At 72.1% G+C, this 17,105-nt stretch carries 16 protein-coding genes; 12 read left to right on the top strand and 4 right to left on the bottom strand.

The window, feature by feature from the left end; genetic code table 11:
• Positions 1-183 precede the first annotated feature (183 nt).
• The 12 genes from LC193_RS04570 (at position 184) to pgi (ending at position 12,515) form a co-directional block, all read left to right on the top strand.
• Positions 184-873: a maleylpyruvate isomerase family mycothiol-dependent enzyme gene (locus LC193_RS04570; RefSeq protein ID WP_226071786.1), complete on the top strand. Its 690-nt coding sequence runs from the start codon at positions 184-186 to the stop codon at positions 871-873.
• A gap of 12 nt (positions 874-885) precedes the next feature.
• Positions 886-1,542 (top strand): MBL fold metallo-hydrolase, encoded by a 657-nt coding sequence (locus LC193_RS04565; RefSeq protein ID WP_226071785.1) that lies wholly within the window; start codon positions 886-888, stop codon positions 1,540-1,542.
• 42 nt (positions 1,543-1,584) lie between these two features.
• A complete protein-coding gene (gene uvrC / locus LC193_RS04560) occupies positions 1,585-3,558 on the top strand; it encodes an excinuclease ABC subunit UvrC (RefSeq protein ID WP_226071783.1) in 1,974 nt (657 codons plus the stop codon).
• Positions 3,559-3,617: 59 nt separating this feature from the next.
• On the top strand, positions 3,618-4,541 hold the full coding sequence (gene rapZ / locus LC193_RS04555; protein WP_226078479.1) for an RNase adapter RapZ: 924 nt from the start codon (positions 3,618-3,620) through the stop codon (positions 4,539-4,541).
• Positions 4,542-5,615 carry a gluconeogenesis factor YvcK family protein gene (locus LC193_RS04550; RefSeq protein ID WP_226071780.1) on the top strand — a complete coding sequence of 358 codons (1,074 nt, stop codon included), beginning with the start codon at positions 4,542-4,544 and terminating at the stop codon, positions 5,613-5,615.
• A complete protein-coding gene (gene whiA, locus LC193_RS04545) occupies positions 5,606-6,583 on the top strand; it encodes a DNA-binding protein WhiA (protein ID WP_086161196.1) in 978 nt (325 codons plus the stop codon). Before LC193_RS04550 ends, whiA begins: the two co-directional genes overlap by 10 nt.
• A gap of 167 nt (positions 6,584-6,750) precedes the next feature.
• Positions 6,751-7,755: a type I glyceraldehyde-3-phosphate dehydrogenase gene (gene gap, locus LC193_RS04540; protein WP_226071778.1), complete on the top strand. Its 1,005-nt coding sequence runs from the start codon at positions 6,751-6,753 to the stop codon at positions 7,753-7,755.
• A 107-nt stretch (positions 7,756-7,862) separates the two neighbouring features.
• Positions 7,863-9,065: a phosphoglycerate kinase gene (locus LC193_RS04535; RefSeq protein ID WP_226071776.1), complete on the top strand. Its 1,203-nt coding sequence runs from the start codon at positions 7,863-7,865 to the stop codon at positions 9,063-9,065.
• Positions 9,066-9,069: 4 nt separating this feature from the next.
• Positions 9,070-9,846, top strand: a complete 777-nt coding sequence (gene tpiA / locus LC193_RS04530) for a triose-phosphate isomerase (protein WP_226071775.1) — start codon at positions 9,070-9,072, stop codon at positions 9,844-9,846.
• A 96-nt stretch (positions 9,847-9,942) separates the two neighbouring features.
• On the top strand, positions 9,943-10,173 hold the full coding sequence (secG, locus tag LC193_RS04525; protein WP_226071772.1) for a preprotein translocase subunit SecG: 231 nt from the start codon (positions 9,943-9,945) through the stop codon (positions 10,171-10,173).
• Positions 10,174-10,280: 107 nt separating this feature from the next.
• Positions 10,281-10,616: an RNA polymerase-binding protein RbpA gene (locus tag LC193_RS04520; protein WP_077062098.1), complete on the top strand. Its 336-nt coding sequence runs from the start codon at positions 10,281-10,283 to the stop codon at positions 10,614-10,616.
• Between the two features lie 246 nt (positions 10,617-10,862).
• Positions 10,863-12,515 carry a glucose-6-phosphate isomerase gene (pgi, locus tag LC193_RS04515; RefSeq protein WP_226071770.1) on the top strand — a complete coding sequence of 551 codons (1,653 nt, stop codon included), beginning with the start codon at positions 10,863-10,865 and terminating at the stop codon, positions 12,513-12,515.
• A gap of 52 nt (positions 12,516-12,567) precedes the next feature.
• On the opposite strand, the gene pgl is transcribed toward pgi, so the two are convergent.
• From pgl to tal, 4 genes are read right to left on the bottom strand one after another with little or no spacing between them, the layout of a single operon-like run.
• The gene (pgl, locus tag LC193_RS04510) at positions 12,568-13,320 is read right to left on the bottom strand and encodes a 6-phosphogluconolactonase (RefSeq protein WP_226071769.1); all 753 of its coding nucleotides are present in this window, start codon (positions 13,318-13,320) and stop codon (positions 12,568-12,570) included.
• Positions 13,317-14,432 (bottom strand): glucose-6-phosphate dehydrogenase assembly protein OpcA, encoded by a 1,116-nt coding sequence (opcA, locus tag LC193_RS04505; protein ID WP_226071768.1) that lies wholly within the window; start codon positions 14,430-14,432, stop codon positions 13,317-13,319. Before opcA ends, pgl begins: the two co-directional genes overlap by 4 nt.
• On the bottom strand, positions 14,429-15,964 hold the full coding sequence (gene zwf / locus LC193_RS04500) for a glucose-6-phosphate dehydrogenase (RefSeq protein ID WP_226071767.1): 1,536 nt from the start codon (positions 15,962-15,964) through the stop codon (positions 14,429-14,431). Before zwf ends, opcA begins: the two co-directional genes overlap by 4 nt.
• 6 nt (positions 15,965-15,970) lie before the next feature.
• Positions 15,971-17,089 carry a transaldolase gene (gene tal, locus LC193_RS04495; protein ID WP_226071766.1) on the bottom strand — a complete coding sequence of 373 codons (1,119 nt, stop codon included), beginning with the start codon at positions 17,087-17,089 and terminating at the stop codon, positions 15,971-15,973.
• Between the last annotated feature and the right edge of the window lie 16 nt (positions 17,090-17,105).

Below are 17,105 nucleotides of genomic sequence, written 5' to 3'. Positions count from 1 at the left end.
TTCTTGTGTGGTCCGGGGGCTCCCGGGAGCGGGGGACCCCCGTCCCAGGGTATGGGTGGCGTCGGACAAACGTCCCTCGAACGGCCACGCCCCTGCTCTCCGCACCCTATAGCACGCCCGTTCGATTACCGGCGCTTTCGTGCCACCTTCCCTCGATCGGGTGACTCGGCTAGCGTGACGATCATGACCGGACCCGAGGCGGACCTCGCCGCACTCAAGGACGCGACCGAACGCCTTCTCGCCGCCGTCGAGCCCCTGGACGACGACGCGGTGGCGGCTCCCTCGCGCCTCCCGGACTGGACCCGCGGCCACGTCCTCGCCCACCTCGCCCGCAACGCGGACGCGCTGGTCGACGTCATCCACGGACGCCCGATGTACCCGAGCGAGGAGAGCAGGAACGCGGACATCGAGCGCGGTGCCCGCCGGCCCGCCGCCCTCCACCGGGCGGACCTGCGCGAAAGCGCCGCCCGCTTCGCGGAGACGGCCGCCGGGCTCTCCGGCCCGGCGTGGCAGCGCACGGCGGCCCTGCGCAACGGCGTCGTCGACACCCTGGCCGGCCTCCCGTTCCGCAGGCTGACCGAGATCGAGCTGCACCACATCGACCTGGACATCGGCCGCACGGTCGCCGACCTGCCCGGCACGTTCGTCGACCGGTCCGTCGAGCAGCTGGCCCGCCGCTTCGCCGGCCACCCCGCCCTGCCGCCGCTCGAACTGCGGGCCGAGGACGGCCGCCACTGGCGGACCGGCGCCGCGGAGGGCGAGCCGCGGGTCGTGGCCGGCACCCCCGCGGCCCTGGTCGGCTGGCTCACCGGGCGCACCTCGGGCAGCGGCCTCACCAGCGGCGGCCCGCTGCCCCAGCCGCCGCCCCTCTGACAGACTGCCGCCATGACCTACACCGGCACTGTCACGGTCGGCGGCCCGGCCGACGTCCACGAGCTGGCGAAGTTGATCATCACCAAGGTCGCGGTCGGCCCCATGGAGAACAACGCCTACCTGCTGCGCTGCCGTGATACCGGCGAGCAGCTGCTGATCGACGCCGCCGCGGAGCCCGACACCCTGCTCGGCCTCATCGGGGACGACGGACTCGCCGGCGTCGTCACCACCCACCGGCACGGCGACCACTGGCAGGCGCTCGACGAAGTGGTGCGCGCCACCGGCGCGCGCACGTACGCCGGGCGCCCCGACACCGAGGGCATCCCGGTGCCCACCGAGCAGCCGCTCGACGACGGCGCGGAGCTCGCCGTCGGCGTCTGCCGGCTCGCCGTGCGGCAGCTCGTCGGCCACACGCCCGGCTCCGTCGCGCTGGTGTACGACGACCCGGAGGGGCACCCGCACGTCTTCACCGGCGACTCGCTCTTCCCCGGCGGCGTCGGCAACACCCGCGGCGACGCCCGGGCGTTCGAGCAGCTGCTCGGCGACGTGGAGGCCAAGCTGTTCGCGCCGCTGCCCGACGAGACCTGGGTCTACCCGGGACACGGCGCCGACACGACCCTGGGCGCGGAGCGGCCCCACCTCGGGGAGTGGCGCCAACGCGGCTGGTGACACCGTCACTCGCCGTCAGTGCGCGGCAGTAGGGTGGCGTTCATGGCCGACCCCTCAAGCTACCGCCCAAGGCCGGGCGAGATTCCCGACTCGCCCGGGGTCTACCGTTTCCGCGACGACCACCGACGGGTCATCTACGTCGGCAAGGCCAAGAGCCTCAGGCAGCGGCTCTCCTCCTACTTCCAGGACCTGGCGGGCCTGCACCCCAGGACGGCCAGCATGGTCACCACGGCCTCGTCCGTGGAGTGGACCGTCGTCTCGACGGAGGTCGAGGCCCTCCAGCTCGAATACTCCTGGATCAAGGAGTACGACCCCAGGTTCAACGTCAAGTACCGCGACGACAAGAGCTATCCGTCGCTCGCCGTCACGATGAACGAGGAGTACCCGCGCGCCCAGGTCATGCGCGGGCCCAAGCGCAAGGGCGTGCGCTACTTCGGCCCCTACGCCCACGCGTGGGCCATCCGGGAGACCGTCGACCTGCTGCTGCGCGTCTTCCCGATCCGCACCTGCTCCGCCGGCGTCTTCAAGCGGGCGCGGGCCGTCGGCAGGCCCTGCCTGCTCGGCTACATCGACAAGTGCTCCGCGCCCTGCACCGGCCGGATCGACCCCGATGAGCACCGCGCGCTCGCCGAGGAGTTCTGCGACTTCATGGCCGGCCGCACCGGCGCCCACCTCAAGCGCCTCGAAGAGGAGATGCACCGGGCGGCCGAGGCACTGGAGTACGAGCGGGCAGGCCGGCTGCGCGACGACATCGAGGCCCTGCGCCGCGCCCTGGAGAAGAACGCGGTCGTGCTCGCCGACGCCACCGACGCCGACCTGATCGCCCTCGCCGAGGACGATCTTGAGGCGGCGGTGCAGATCTTCCACGTCCGCGGCGGCCGGGTGCGCGGCCAGCGCGGCTGGGTCACCGACCGCGTCGAGAACGTGACCACGGCCGACCTCGTGGAGGCGGCGCTCCAGCAGCTCTACGGCGAGGAGAGCGGCGAGAGCGTGCCCAAGGAGGTGCTGGTCCCGGCGCTGCCCGAGCCCTCCGAGCCGCTGGTCGAGTGGCTGGGGGAACGCCGCGGCTCACGCGTCGGCCTGCGCGTTCCGCAGCGCGGCGACAAGCGCGACCTGATGGCGACCGTGCAGCGCAACGCCCAGCAGTCCCTGGCCCTGCACAAGACCAAGCGCGCCTCGGACCTGACGACCCGCTCGCGCGCCCTTGAGGAGATCGCCGAGGCCCTGGGGCTCGACTCGGCGCCGCTGCGCATCGAGTGCTTCGACGTCTCCCACCTCCAGGGCGACGACGTGGTCGCCTCGATGGTCGTCTTCGAGGACGGCCTGGCGAGGAAGAGCGAGTACCGGCGGTTCCAGATCAAGGGCTTCAGCGGCCAGGACGACGTCCGCGCCATGCACGAGGTCGTCTCCCGCCGGTTCCGCCGCTACCTCAGGGAGCGGGAGAAGACCGGTGAGTGGGCCGTCGAGGAACCGGAGGAGGACGCTCCGGCGTCTCCCCGGGACGAGGACGGCCGCCCCAAGCGGTTCGCCTACCCGCCCCAGCTCGTGGTGGTGGACGGCGGGCAGCCGCAGGTGGCCGCCGCCCGCAGGGCGATGGACGAGCTCGGCGTCGACGACGTCGCCGTGTGCGGACTCGCCAAGCGCCTTGAGGAGGTCTGGCTGCCGGGCGACGACGACCCGGTGATCCTGCCCCGTTCCAGCGAGGGGCTCTACCTCCTGCAACGGGTCCGTGACGAGGCGCACCGCTTCGCGATCCGCTACCAGCGGGGCAAGCGGTCACAATCGATAAGGAAGGGTCCCCTCGACGCCGTACCCGGCCTCGGGGAGACCCGGAAGAAGGCCCTGCTCAAGCACTTCGGATCGGTCAAGCGACTGCGCGCCGCCACGATCGAGGAGATCTGCGAGGTACCGGGAGTGGGCCGCAGGACCGCGGAGACGGTCGCCGCGGCCCTGGCCGGGGACCGCCAGGCCGTCCCCGCGGTCAACACCGCGACCGGCGAGATCATCGAGGACTGAGCGGGAGAGCGAACCCACCCACTTCACGCACGGAAACAGACACGCGGGGGACTGCGATGATGAGCGAACAGAGCAGAGGAGCCGAGCAGCCGGGCACGCCGCCCGGCGGCGAGGAGACCCTCACCACCCCGGAGCTGGTGATCATCTCCGGCATGTCCGGGGCCGGGCGCAGCACCGCCGCCAAGTGCCTTGAGGATCTCGGCTGGTTCGTCGTGGACAACCTGCCGCCCGCCCTGATCCCCACCATGGTCGACCTCGGCGCCCGCTCCCAGGGCAACGTGGCGCGCATCGCCGTCGTCGTCGACGTCCGCGGCCGGAGCTTCTTCGACAGCCTCCGCGAGTCGCTGACCGACCTCGACACCAAGGGCGTCACGCGCCGCATCGTCTTCCTTGAGGCGTCGGACAACGCGCTCGTGCAGCGGTTCGAGTCCGTCCGCCGCCCGCACCCGCTCCAGGGCGACGGCCGGATCGTCGACGGCATCGCGGCCGAGCGCGACCTGCTGCGCGAGCTGCGCGGCGACGCCGACCTGGTGATCGACACCTCCAACCTGAACGTGCACGAGCTGCGCGCCAAGATGGACGCCCAGTTCGCCGGCGGCGACGAGCCGGAGCTGCGCGCGACGGTGATGTCGTTCGGGTACAAGTACGGCCTGCCGGTGGACGCCGACCACGTCGTCGACTGCCGCTTCCTGCCCAACCCCCACTGGGTGCCCGAGCTGCGCCCCTACACGGGCACGAGCGAGGAGGTCTCGGGCTACGTCTTCAACCAGCCGGGCGCCAAGGAGTTCCTCGACCGCTACGCCGAACTGCTCCAGCTGATCGCCACCGGCTACCGCCGCGAGGGCAAGCGGTACGTCACGATCGCCGTGGGCTGCACGGGCGGCAAGCACCGCAGCGTCGCGATGTCCGAGCGGCTGGCCCGCAGGCTCGCCGCGGAGGGAGTCGAAACGGTCGTCGTCCACCGGGACATGGGGCGCGAGTAGATGCCGCGCAAGGGCCTGTGGCACCGCAGGGGCGCCGAGAGCCGGCCGCTCGGCCGCACCACCGCCCGCCCGCCGCGCGGCGGGCGGCGTGGCGCCCAGCCCAAGGTCGTGGCCCTGGGCGGCGGCATGGGGCTCTCCGCCTCGCTGACCGCGCTGCGCCGCATCACGGGCGATCTCACGGCCGTGGTGACCGTCGCCGACGACGGGGGGTCGAGCGGCAGGCTCCGCGACGAGCTCGGCGTCCTGCCGCCCGGCGACCTGCGCAAGGCTTTGGCCGCGCTCTGCGGCGACGACGAGTGGGGCCGCACGTGGTCGGAGGTCGTGCAGCACCGCTTCACGAGCGAGGGGGCGCTGCACGACCACGCCGTGGGCAATCTGCTCATCGTCGCGCTGTGGGAGCAACTCGGCGATCACGTGCGGGCGCTCGACCTGGTCGGCAAGCTCCTCGGCGCGCACGGCCGGGTCCTGCCGATGTCGGCCGTGCCGCTCGAACTCGAGGCACTCGTCCGGGGCCACGACCCGCGGCACCCGGGGGAGCTGAGCCGGGTCCGCGGGCAGGTGGCCGTCGCCCTCACCCCCGGCGAGGTGCAGCGGGTCGTGCTCGTTCCGGGCGACCCGCCGGCCGTTCCCGAGGCCGTCGAGGCGGTGCTCGACGCCGACTGGGTGGTGCTCGGACCCGGCTCGTGGTTCTCGTCCGTCATCCCCCACCTGCTGGTCCCCGAGCTGCTCGACGCCCTCGTCGCCACGAGGGCCCGCCGCGTCCTCTCCCTCAACCTGGCTCCGCAGCCGGGCGAAACTGATGGCTTCTCCCCGCAGCGTCATGTGGAGGTTTTGGTACAACACGCCCCTAAACTCGCCTTTGACGTGGTGCTGGCAGACCAGGCCGCCGTTCCGGACCAGGAGAGTCTGCGCCGGGCGGCCGAGCGGCTGGGAGCCGGAGTCGAGCTGGCGCCGGTGGCCGCCCGCGGCGACCGCTCGGTTCCGGGTGGTTCTCCCCGGCACGACCCGGAGCTGCTCGCCGCCGCGTACGACCGTATTTTTCGGATGCATGGAAGGATCGGCCCATGGCGATGACGGCTGCGGTGAAGGACGAGATCTCCCGGCTCCCCGTCACCCGCACCTGCTGCCGCAAGTCGGAGGTGTCGTCCATCCTGCGCTTCGCGGGCGGCCTGCACCTGGTGAGCGGGCGGATCGTGATCGAGGCGGAGCTGGACACGGGCATCGCCGCGCGGCGCCTGCGCCGGGACATCCTGGAGATCTTCGGCCACTCCTCCGACCTGGTGGTGATGGCGCCCGGCGGGCTGCGCCGCGGCAGCCGGTACGTGGTCCGCGTCGTCGCGGGCGGCGATCAGCTGGCCCGCCAGACCGGCCTGGTCGACGGCAGGGGCCGCCCGATCCGCGGCCTGCCGCCGCAGGTGGTCTCTGGGGCGACCTGCGACGCCGAGGCGGCCTGGCGGGGCGCGTTCCTCGCCCACGGCTCCCTGACCGAGCCGGGGCGCTCCTCCTCGCTCGAAGTGACCTGCCCGGGACCCGAGGCCGCGCTCGCCCTGGTCGGGGCGGCCCGCCGGCTCCAGATCGGTGCCAAGGCCCGCGAGGTGCGCAGCGTGGACCGTGTCGTCGTGCGCGACGGCGACGCCATCGGTGCGCTGCTCACCCGCCTGGGCGCCCACGAGTCGGTGCTGGCCTGGGAGGAGCGCAGGATGCGGCGCGAGGTACGGGCCACGGCCAACCGCCTGGCGAACTTCGACGACGCCAACCTGCGCCGTTCGGCCCGGGCCGCGGTCGCCGCGGGCGCCCGCGTGCAGCGCGCCCTGGAGATCCTGGGCGACGAGGTGCCCGACCACCTCGCGGCGGCGGGCCGGCTGCGCATGGACCACAAGCAGGCGTCCCTGGAGGAGCTGGGCGCGCTCGCCGATCCGCCGCTGACCAAGGACGCGGTCGCGGGCCGCATCAGGCGGCTGCTCGCGATGGCGGACAAGCGGGCCCAGGACCTGGGCATTCCCGGCACCGAGGCGAGTCTCACCGAGGAGATGGTCGGCTGAGCCGACCGGTGGGAAAGGCCGTTCGGGCCCGTATTTCCGGGCCCGAACACGCCTGGCCGATGTCACCGGGGGAACCCGGGCGCGGTAGGGTCGGAAGTGGTCGGGGACATCCCAATACAGCATCGCCGGTGCTCGATTCGCCGGCGTACCAACGAGGAGATCGGTTCGTGACGATCCGCGTAGGCATCAACGGCTTCGGCCGCATCGGTCGCAACTACTTCCGCGCGCTCCTTGATCAGGGAGCGGACGTCCAGATCGTCGGTGTCAACGACCTGACCGACAACGCCACCCTGGTGCACCTGCTCAAGTACGACACCATCCTCGGCCGCCTCAAGGAAGAGGTCACCCACACCGAGGACACCATTTCCGTCGGCAACCAGACGTTCAAGACGTTCGCCGAGCGCGACCCGGCCGCGCTGCCGTGGGGCGACCTGGGCGCCGACATCGTCATCGAGTCCACCGGCATCTTCACCAAGCGTGACGACGCCGCCAAGCACCTGACCGCCGGCGCCAAGAAGGTCCTGATCTCCGCGCCCGCGAAGAACGAGGACCTGACGGTCGTCATGGGCGTCAACCAGGACGCCTACGACGCCGGCACGCACCACGTCATCTCCAACGCCTCCTGCACCACCAACTGCGTGGCGCCCATGGCCAAGGTGCTCGACGAGAACTTCGGCATCGTCAAGGGCCTGATGACGACCGTCCACGCGTACACGAACGACCAGCGCATCCTCGACTTCCCGCACAAGGACCTGCGCCGCGCCCGCGCCGCCGCGCAGAACATCATCCCCACCACCACCGGCGCCGCCAAGGCGACGGCCCTGGTGCTCCCGCAGCTCAAGGGCAAGCTGGACGGCATCGCCATGCGCGTGCCGGTCCCGACCGGCTCCGTCACCGACCTGGTCGTCGAGCTGGGCCGCGAGGCCGACCGCGACGAGGTCAACGCGGCCTTCCGCGCGGCGGCCGAGGGCGAGCTGAAGGGCATCCTTGAGTACACCGAGGACCAGATCGTCTCCTCGGACATCGTCAACTGGCCGGCCTCCTGCACCTTCGACTCCTCGCTCACGATGTCGCAGGGCACGCAGGTCAAGATCGTCGGCTGGTACGACAACGAGTGGGGCTACTCCAACCGCCTCGTCGACCTGACCCGTTACGTCGGCGAGCGGCTCTGACCCGTCCGCGCCCGCAGGGCCCGCAGTGTGCTCCACCGCCCGCTGCGGGCCCTCGTGCCATGGCAGAGCAGCCTGTAGGAGTTCAGACCCCAGGAGTCCGGACAAGCATGAAGACGATCGAAGATCTCCAGGTCGCGGGGCGGCGGGTCTTCGTCCGCGCGGACCTGAACGTTCCGCTCGCCGACGGGACCATCACCGACGACGGCCGAATCCGGGCCGTGGTGCCCACCCTCAAGAAGCTCGTCGAGGCCGGCGCCCGCGTGGTCGTCGCCTCGCACCTGGGCCGGCCCAAGGGGGCGCCGGACCCGCAGTACTCCCTCGCGCCCGTCGCCGGGCGGCTCGGTGAACTGCTGGGCGCCCCGGTGGCGTTCGCGACCGACACGGTGGGCGACAGCGCCAGGGCCGCCGTCGCAGGACTGGCCGACGGCCAGGTCGCGCTGCTGGAGAATCTGCGCTTCAACGCGGGGGAGACCAGCAAGGACGAGGCCGAGCGCGGCGCGTTCGCCGAGCGGCTCGCGGACCTGGCCGACGTGTACGTCGGCGACGGATTCGGCGCGGTGCACCGCAAGCACGCCTCCGTCCACGACCTCCCGGCGCGGCTCCCGCACGCGGCGGGCGGGCTCATCGCCACCGAGGTCGGTGTGCTGGAGAAGCTGACCGAGAACGTCAGCCGCCCCTACGCCGTGGTCCTCGGCGGCGCGAAGGTCTCGGACAAGCTCGGTGTCATCGAGCACCTCCTCACCCGGGCCGACCGCATCCTGATCGGCGGCGGCATGGCCTACACGTTCCTGAAGGCCCAGGGGCACGAGGTCGGGGATTCGCTGCTCCAGGAGGACCAGGTGCCCACGGTGCGCGCGTACCTGCGCCGGGCGGACGAGCTCGGCGTGGAGTTCGTGCTCCCGGTCGACGTCGTCGCGGCCAAGGAGTTCCCCGACCTCAGGACGAAGGCGCCCGCGGACCCGGTCGTGGTGCCCGCGGACGCCATCCCCGCCGGTCAGCAGGGCCTGGACATCGGCCCCGAGACGCAGGCCCGTTACGCCGCCAGGCTGGCCGACGCGGCGACCGTCTTCTGGAACGGGCCCATGGGCGTCTTCGAGCACCCCGACTTCGCCGCCGGCACCCGGGCGGTGGCGCAGGCGCTCGCGGACAGCCCGGCGTTCACCGTCGTCGGCGGTGGCGACTCGGCGGCGGCGGTGCGCCTCCTCGGCTTCGAGGAGTCGGCATTCGGCCATATCTCGACCGGCGGCGGAGCGAGCCTTGAGTACCTCGAAGGCAAGACGCTCCCCGGCCTCGCGGCACTGGAGGACTGACACGATGGCTGCACGCACTCCGCTGATGGCGGGCAACTGGAAGATGAACCTCAACCACCTTGAGGCCATCGCCCACGTCCAGAAGCTCGCCTTCGGCCTGTCGGACAAGGACTTCGCCGAGGTCGAGGTCGCGGTGCTGCCGCCGTTCACCGACCTGCGCTCGGTGCAGACGCTGGTGGACGGCGACAAGCTCAAGATCAAGTACGGCGCCCAGGACATCTCGGCGCACGACTCGGGCGCGTACACCGGGGAGATCTCGGGTCCGCTGCTCGCCAAGCTGAACTGCGCGTACGCGGTCGTCGGGCACTCCGAGCGCCGCCAGTACCACGGCGAGGACGAGGCCATCTGCAACGCCAAGGTCAAGGCCGCCTACCGGCACGGGCTCACCCCGATCCTGTGCATCGGGGAGCCGCTCGATGTCCGCAAGGCGGGCGGGCACGTCGCGCACACCCTCGCCCAGCTCGACGGCGGCCTGAAGGACGTGCCGGCCGAGCAGGCCGCCACCGTGGTCATCGCCTACGAGCCGGTGTGGGCCATCGGCACCGGCGAGGTCGCCACGCCCGATGACGCCCAGGAGGTCTGCGCGGCCATCAGGGGCCGGCTGGCGGAGCTGTACGACGACGCGGTGGCCGACGCCGTCCGCATCCAGTACGGCGGCTCGGTGAAGTCGGGGAACGTGGCCGCGATCATGGCGCAGCCGGACGTGGACGGCGCCCTGGTCGGCGGGGCCTCGCTCGACGCGGAGGAGTTCGTGAAGATCGTCCGCTTCCGCGACCAGTAGAGACCGGCGCGCGAGCGAGCGGTACCCTGTCCGGGGGCCGGCCCACGCCGGCCCCCGGCAATACGTTCATCCGTCCCTCAGAGAGTTGGTCCAGTCGTGGAAACGGCGTTCCAGATCGCCCTGATCGTGTTCAGCGCCCTGCTGGCGCTGCTCGTGCTGATGCACAAGGGCAAGGGCGGCGGCCTCTCCGACATGTTCGGCGGTGGCATGCAGTCCTCCGTCGGCGGTTCTTCGGTCGCCGAGCGCAACCTGGACCGGATCACCGTGGTCGTCGGCCTCATGTGGGCGGCGATCGTCGTGGTCCTCGGTCTGCTGATGAAGTCCTGATCCTGTCGCCCAGCCGAGACCTGTCTCAAGTAACTCCCAGCACTGGACGTGCGTTGAGCCTTGCATAGACTGAGGACTTCGCAGGATGTCAGGCAGGAGTAACGACCGTGGCAGGTGGCAACGCGATCCGGGGCAGCCGGGTCGGGGCGGGGCCCATGGGTGAGGCCGAGCGCGGCGAGTCCGCGCCTCGGCTGAGGGTCTCCTTCTGGTGTGCGAACGGGCACGAGACACAGCCCAGCTTCGCCAGCGACGCACAGATCCCGGAAACGTGGGACTGCCCGCGTTGCGGATTCCCGGCGGGCACACAGCGCGACGCCCCGCCGGACCCCCCGCGCACCGAGCCCTACAAGACGCATCTCGCCTATGTGCGCGAGCGCCGCAGCGACGCCGACGGCGAGGCGATCCTCGCCGAAGCCCTGGCGAAGCTGCGCGGCGAGATCTGACGGGGGCACGACCGGCCCGAACACGCGACCGGCCAGTGGCACGCCGCACGGCGCCCACTGGCCGGTCGCGTGTCCGGGGCCGGCCGCGTCCCGGCCCGGCCGTCCGGCGGTGGCGCGGCGGCGATCGACTAGGGTCCGTTGTCAAGAGGGGCGTTCGATCAGCGAGCCGGGCGGCTCCTCGCGAAGGCGGGCCCCGGCGTGGGACCGGCCTGGAAACTTCACTGCGACGGATGGGCTGAGGGCGAGATGAACGTGGCCGGCCGAGACAGGCTCGATCGGATGACCGAGTGGAGCGCGCTGGGCAAGCACCGCGACGAGCTGGGGGAGGTGCACCTGCGCGAGCTGTTCGAGCGGGACCCGGACCGGGCCGGGCGGTACGTCCTGCGGGTCGGGGACCTGCACATCGACTACTCCAAGCAGCTCGTGACGGACGAGACCCTCGCGCTGCTCCGGCGGCTCGCGACCGCGACGGGCGTGGCCGGTCTGCGGGACGCCATGTTCCGCGGGGAGCGCATCAACGTGACCGAGGACCGCGCCGTCCTGCACACCGCGCTGCGGGCACCCGCGGACGCGGTCGTCGAGGTGGACGGCGAGAACGTCGTGCCCGCGGTGCACGCCGTGCTCGACCGCATGGCGGACTTCGCGGAGCGGGTGCGGTCGGGGGAGTGGAAGGGCCACACCGGCCGGCGCATCCGCACGGTCGTCAACATCGGCATCGGCGGCTCCGACCTCGGCCCCGCGATGGCGTACGAGGTGCTGCGCCCCTACACGGCGCGGGACCTGGCGTTCCGCTTCGTCTCCAACGTGGACGGCGCCGACCTGCACGAGGCCGTGCGCGACCTCGACCCGGCCGAGACCCTGTTCGTCGTGGCCTCCAAGACGTTCACGACCATCGAGACCATCACCAACGCCACGTCCGCGCGCCGCTGGCTGCTCGACGGGCTCGGCGGCGACAGCGCCGCCGTCGCACGGCACTTCGTCGCGGTGTCGACCAACGCCGGGAAGGTCGCCGAGTTCGGCATCGACACGGCCAACATGTTCGAGTTCTGGGACTGGGTCGGCGGCCGGTACTCGTACGACTCGGCCATCGGCCTCTCCCTCATGGTCGCGATCGGTCCCGACCGGTTCCGCGAGATGCTCGACGGATTCCGGCTGGTCGACGAGCACTTCAGGACCGCGCCGTTCGAGGAGAACGCGCCGCTGCTGCTCGGCCTGCTCGGCGTCTGGTACGGCGCGTTCTTCGACGCCCAGTCGCACGCCGTCCTGCCCTACAGCCACTACCTGTCCCGCTTCACCGCCTACCTCCAGCAGCTGGACATGGAGTCCAACGGGAAGTACGTCGACCGGCAGGGCCGCCCCGTCGCCTGGCAGACGGGACCCGTCGTGTGGGGCACCCCGGGCACGAACGGGCAGCACGCCTACTACCAGCTGCTCCACCAGGGCACCAAGGTCATTCCCGCCGACCTCATCGGCTTCGCACGGCCCGTCGCGGAGCTGAGCGACGACCTCGCGGCCCAGCACGACCTGCTGATGGCCAACCTGTTCGCGCAGGGGCAGGCGCTCGCCTTCGGCAAGACCGCCGACGAGGTTCGGGCCGAAGGAGTCGCGGAGGAACTGGTGCCGCACCGCACCTTCCCCGGGAACCGGCCCACCACCACGATCCTCGCCCGCGAGCTGACGCCGTCCGTTCTCGGGCAGCTCGTCGCGCTCTACGAGCACAAGGTGTTCGTCCAGGGCGCGGTGTGGGACATCGACTCCTTCGACCAGTGGGGCGTCGAGCTGGGCAAGGTGCTCGCCAAGCGCGTCGAGCCGGCTCTCACCGAGGGCGGCGAGGTGGCCGGGCTCGACGCCTCCACGGCGTCGCTGGTCGCCACGTACCGCGAGCTGCGCGGGCGCTGAGCCCGGGCCGTCCCCGCGAGGGGGAGGCGGCCCGGGCCCGGCGCCCGGGCCGTCAGGCCCCCGGCAGGCGGGCCGCCGCGGCCTCGTCGAGCAGCCACAGCGTGCGCTCGCCGGCCACGGCGGCGGCGGGCGCACCGCTCGCACGGCCCTCGGGGCCGAGCGCCGTGCCCACCGCCTCCGCCTTGTCCTCCCCGGCGGCGAGCAACCACACCTCGCGCGCCGAGTTGATCACCGGCAGGGTGAGCGACAGGCGCGTGGGCGGCGGCTTGGGCGCCTCACGGACCGCGACGACGGTCCGGTCGGCGACGCCGGTGGCGGCGTGCCCGGGGAACAGCGAAGCGACGTGCGTGTCCGGCCCGACGCCGAGCAGCAGCACGTCGAACGGGCCTGCCGCGGCGGCCAGTTCCTCCGCGTAGCCGGCCGCGGCCGCCTCCGGGTCGTCCCCGAAACGGCCGTCGGACGCCGGCATCGGATGGACCCGTTCCGGGTCGAGCGGCACCGCGTCGAGCAGTGCCGCCCTGGCCTGGGTGTCGTTGCGGTCCTGGTGGCCGTGCGGCAGGAAGCGCTCGTCCCCCCACCACACGTCGAGCCGGCCCCAGTCCACCGCGTCCCTGGCCGGCGAGGCCGCGAGCGCGGCCAGCAGGCCGTTCCCGTTGCGCCCGCCGGTCAGCACCACAGAGGCCGCGCCGCCCGCGGCCTGGGCGTCGGCCAGGGCGGTGACGAGCCGGGCCGCCGCCGCGTGCGCGAGCAGCTCCTTGTCGCGGTGGATCACGACCGAGAGCCCGGGGGGCGGCGTGGGCGTCATGACGGCTGCTCCGCCTTCCTGCCGCCCTTGCTCCCCTGCGCGGGCTTCTGCTCGGACTTCTGCTCCGGCTTCCCCTGCGGGCCGCCGGCCGCTCCCTTGCCGGAACCGGCCGCGCCCTTCCCGGCCACGGGCCGCTCGGTGCCCGGCGCGCCCGCCGACCCGTCCGGCGCGGTGCTCGTCCCGCCGCGCCGCTTGTGCAGCTGGCCGACGCCGTGCCGTACCGCCTGGGCGTACGCCTCGTCCGGGTCGAGACGGCGCAGCTCCTCGGCGATCAGCTCGGCCGTGCTGCGCCGGTGCAGGGCCACCTGCCGGTCGGGCTGGCCCGGCACGGCGAGGGTGGCGAGGGAACCGCTGGGGCGGTCGAGGCGGATCACGCCGTCCGCCACGTTCAGCCGGACGGCGGTGATGCCGGGTCCCGGCGAGATCACCCGCTCCACGGGCACGCACAGGCGTTCGGCGAGCCACAGCGCGAGCAGTTCCGTGCTCGCGTTGTGCTCCTCGCCCTCCACCTCGGCCGAGACGATCTCCGTGTGCTTCTGGTCCAGGGCCGCCGCGAGCACACTGCGCCAGGGGGTGACCCTGGTCCATGCCAGGTCGGTGTCGCCCGGCGCGTACACCTCCGCCTGCCGGCACAGGGCCGCCACCGGGTCCTCCGCGGCGGCCGTGTCGGTGATCCGCCGCTGCGCCAGGGCGCCGAGCAGATCCTCCGCCGGCCGTTCCGGCGCCTCCTCGGGCCACCACACCACCACCGGGGCGTCCGGCAGCAGCAGCGGCAGCACGACGCTGTGGGCGTGCGCCGCCAGTTCGCCGCGCAGCCGAAGCAGGACCGTCTCGCCGTTGCCGACGTCGCCGCCGACACGCACCTCGGCGTCGAGCCTGGCGGAAGCGCGCTCGCGCGGCGAGCGCCCCGGGCGTTTGATGACGACCAGGATGCGCGACGGGTGCTCCTTGGAGGCGTCGCTCGCCGCCTTCAGCGCGTCGTAGTGGTTTCCCTCGTCCGTCACGACGACCAGGGTGAGCACCATGCCCACGGTCGAGCCGACTGCTCGCCGTGCCTTGACCAGAGCCGCGTTGATCTGGCTCGACGTGGTGTCCGTCAGGTCGATGTTCATGGCCGTCGCCAGCTCCGTCCGTCGCGCCCGAGCATCTCATCCGCCGCCTTGGGGCCCCAGGTGCCCGCCGTGTACGGCTCCGGCCTGCCGTGCTCCGCCCAGAACTCCTCGATCGGGTCGAGGATCTCCCAGGAACGCTCGACCTCCTGGTGCCGGGGGAAGAGGTTGGCGTCACCGAGCAGCAGGTCGAGCAGCAGCCGCTCGTACGCCTCGGGGCTCGACTCCGTGAACGACTCGCCGTAGGCGAAGTCCATGGTGACGTCCCTGATCTCCATCTGCGTGCCCGGCACCTTGGAACCGAAGCGCACGGTGACGCCCTCGTCCGGCTGCACGCGGATGACCAGGGCGTTGTGCCCCAGTTCCTGGGTGTCGGTGGTGTCGAACGGCGAGTAGGGCGCCGTCTGGAACACCACCGCGATCTCCGTCACGCGCCGGCCGAGCCGCTTGCCGGTGCGCAGGTAGAACGGCACGCCCGCCCAGCGGCGGTTGTCGATCTCCAGCCGCATCGCCGCGTAGGTGTCGGTCACGGAGGCCGGGTCGATGCCTTCCTCCTCCAGGTAGCCGGCCACCTTCTGGCCGCCCTGCCAGCCCGCGGTGTACTGCCCGCGCACGGTGTGCCGGCCCAGGTCCTCCGGCAGCTTCACCGCGTCGAGCACCTTCAGCTTCTCCGTCACCAGCGCGTCCGCGTCGAAGGAGGTCGGCTCCTCCATCGCGGTCAGCGCGAGCAGCTGGAGCAGGTGGTTCTGGATGACGTCGCGCGCCGAGCCGATGCCGTCGTAGTAGCCGGCCCGGCCCCCGATGCCGATGTCCTCACCCATCGTGATCTGCACGTGGTCCACGTACGACCGGTTCCAGATCGGCTCGAACATCGTGTTGGCGAACCGCAGGGCCAGGATGTTCTGCACCGTCTCCTTCCCCAGGTAGTGGTCGATGCGGAAGACCTCGTGCGGCGGGAAGACCTCGTGCACCACCTGGTTCAGCTGCTGCGCCGAGGCCAGGTCGTGCCCGAACGGCTTCTCGATGACCGCGCGCCGCCAGGAGTCGGCGGGCGGGTCCGACAGGCCGTGCCGCTTGAGCTGCTGCACGACCTTGGGGAAGAACTTGGGCGGCACCGACAGGTAGAAGGCGAAGTTCCCGCCCGTGCCGCGCTCCTTGTCCAGGGCGTCGATCGTCCCGCGGAGGTTGACGAACGCGTCGTCGTCGTCGAAGGTCCCCGAGACGAACCGCATCCCGTCGGCCAGCTGGCGCCACACCTCCTCGCGGAACGGCGTGCGCGCGTACCGCTTGACGGACTCGTGGACGACGGCGCAGAAGTCCTCGTCCGCCCACTCCCTGCGGGCGAAGCCCACCAGGGAGAAGCCCGGCGGCAGCAGCCCCCGGTTCGCGAGGTCGTACACGGCGGGCATGAGCTTCTTGCGGGACAGGTCACCGGTGACGCCGAAGATGACCAGGCCCGACGGCCCCGCGATGCGCGGGAGCCGCCGGTCCTGCGACGAACGCAGGGGGTTGATGTGGTTCGCGCTGCCGCTCACCGGTGTTCAGTCCTCCCCGCCGGCCAGACGCTCCAGCTCGGCCTGCGTGGAGTCGAGCAGCCCGGTCCAGGCCGTCTCGAACTTCTCCACGCCCTCGTCCTCAAGCAGCTGCACCACGTCGTCGTAGGACACGCCGACCCGCTCAAGCGCGTCCAGGTCGGCGCGGGCCTGCTCGTAGGTGCCGCCCACGGTGTTCCCCGTGATCTCGCCGTGGTCCTCCGTGGCCCGCAGCGTGGCGTCCGGCATGGTGTTGACGGTGCCGGGGGCCACCAGCTCGGTGACGTACAGCGTGTCGGCGTAGGCCGGGTCCTTGACGCCGGTGGACGCCCACAGCGGGCGCTGCGGGTTGGCGCCGGCCCGGGAGAGCACCTGCCAGCGTTCGCCGGAGATGACCTCCTCGTACGCCTGGAAGGCGAGCCTGGCGTTCGCGACGGCGGCCTTGCCGCGCAGCGCGGTGGCCTGCTCGGTGCCGATGGCCGCCAGCCGCTTGTCGATCTCGGTGTCCACGCGGGACACGAAGAACGACGCCACCGAGTAGATCGTCGACAGGTCGAGGCCCTTGGCCTGCGCCTGTTCCAGACCCGCCTGGTACGCCTCCATCACCTCGCGGTAGCGCTCAAGCGAGAAGATCAGCGTCACGTTGACGCTGATGCCCCGGGCGATGGTCTCGGTGATCGCGGGCAGCCCGGCCCGGGTCGCCGGGATCTTGATGAACGTGTTGGGCCGGTCGACCAGCCACGCCAGCTGCTTGGCCTCGGCCACGGTGGCGCGCGTGTTGTGCGCCAGGCGCGGGTCGACCTCGATGGACACCCGGCCGTCGAGCCCGCCCGTGGCCTCGTAGACCGGGCGCAGCACGTCGGCCGCGTCCCGGACATCGGCGGTGGTGATCATGCGCACCGCCTCCTCCACCGTGACCCGGCGCGCGGCCAGATCGGCCAGCTGCTCCTCGTAGCCCTCGCCGGCGGAGATCGCCTTCTGGAAGATCGAGGGGTTCGTGGTGACCCCCACGACGTGCTGCTGGTCGAGCAGTTCGCCGAGGCTTCCGGACGTGATCATCGAGCGGGACAGGTCGTCCAGCCAGATCGCGACACCCTCCTGCGAGAGGCGCTTCAGTGCGTCGGTCATGGGATTCGCTTCTCCT

Origin of the sequence: Streptomyces marincola, from assembly GCF_020410765.1 — a bacterium.
GTDB lineage: Bacteria > Actinomycetota > Actinomycetes > Streptomycetales > Streptomycetaceae > Streptomyces > Streptomyces marincola.
Note: the sequence above shows the minus strand (reverse complement) of the source record. Positions and strands in the feature narration are given on the sequence as shown.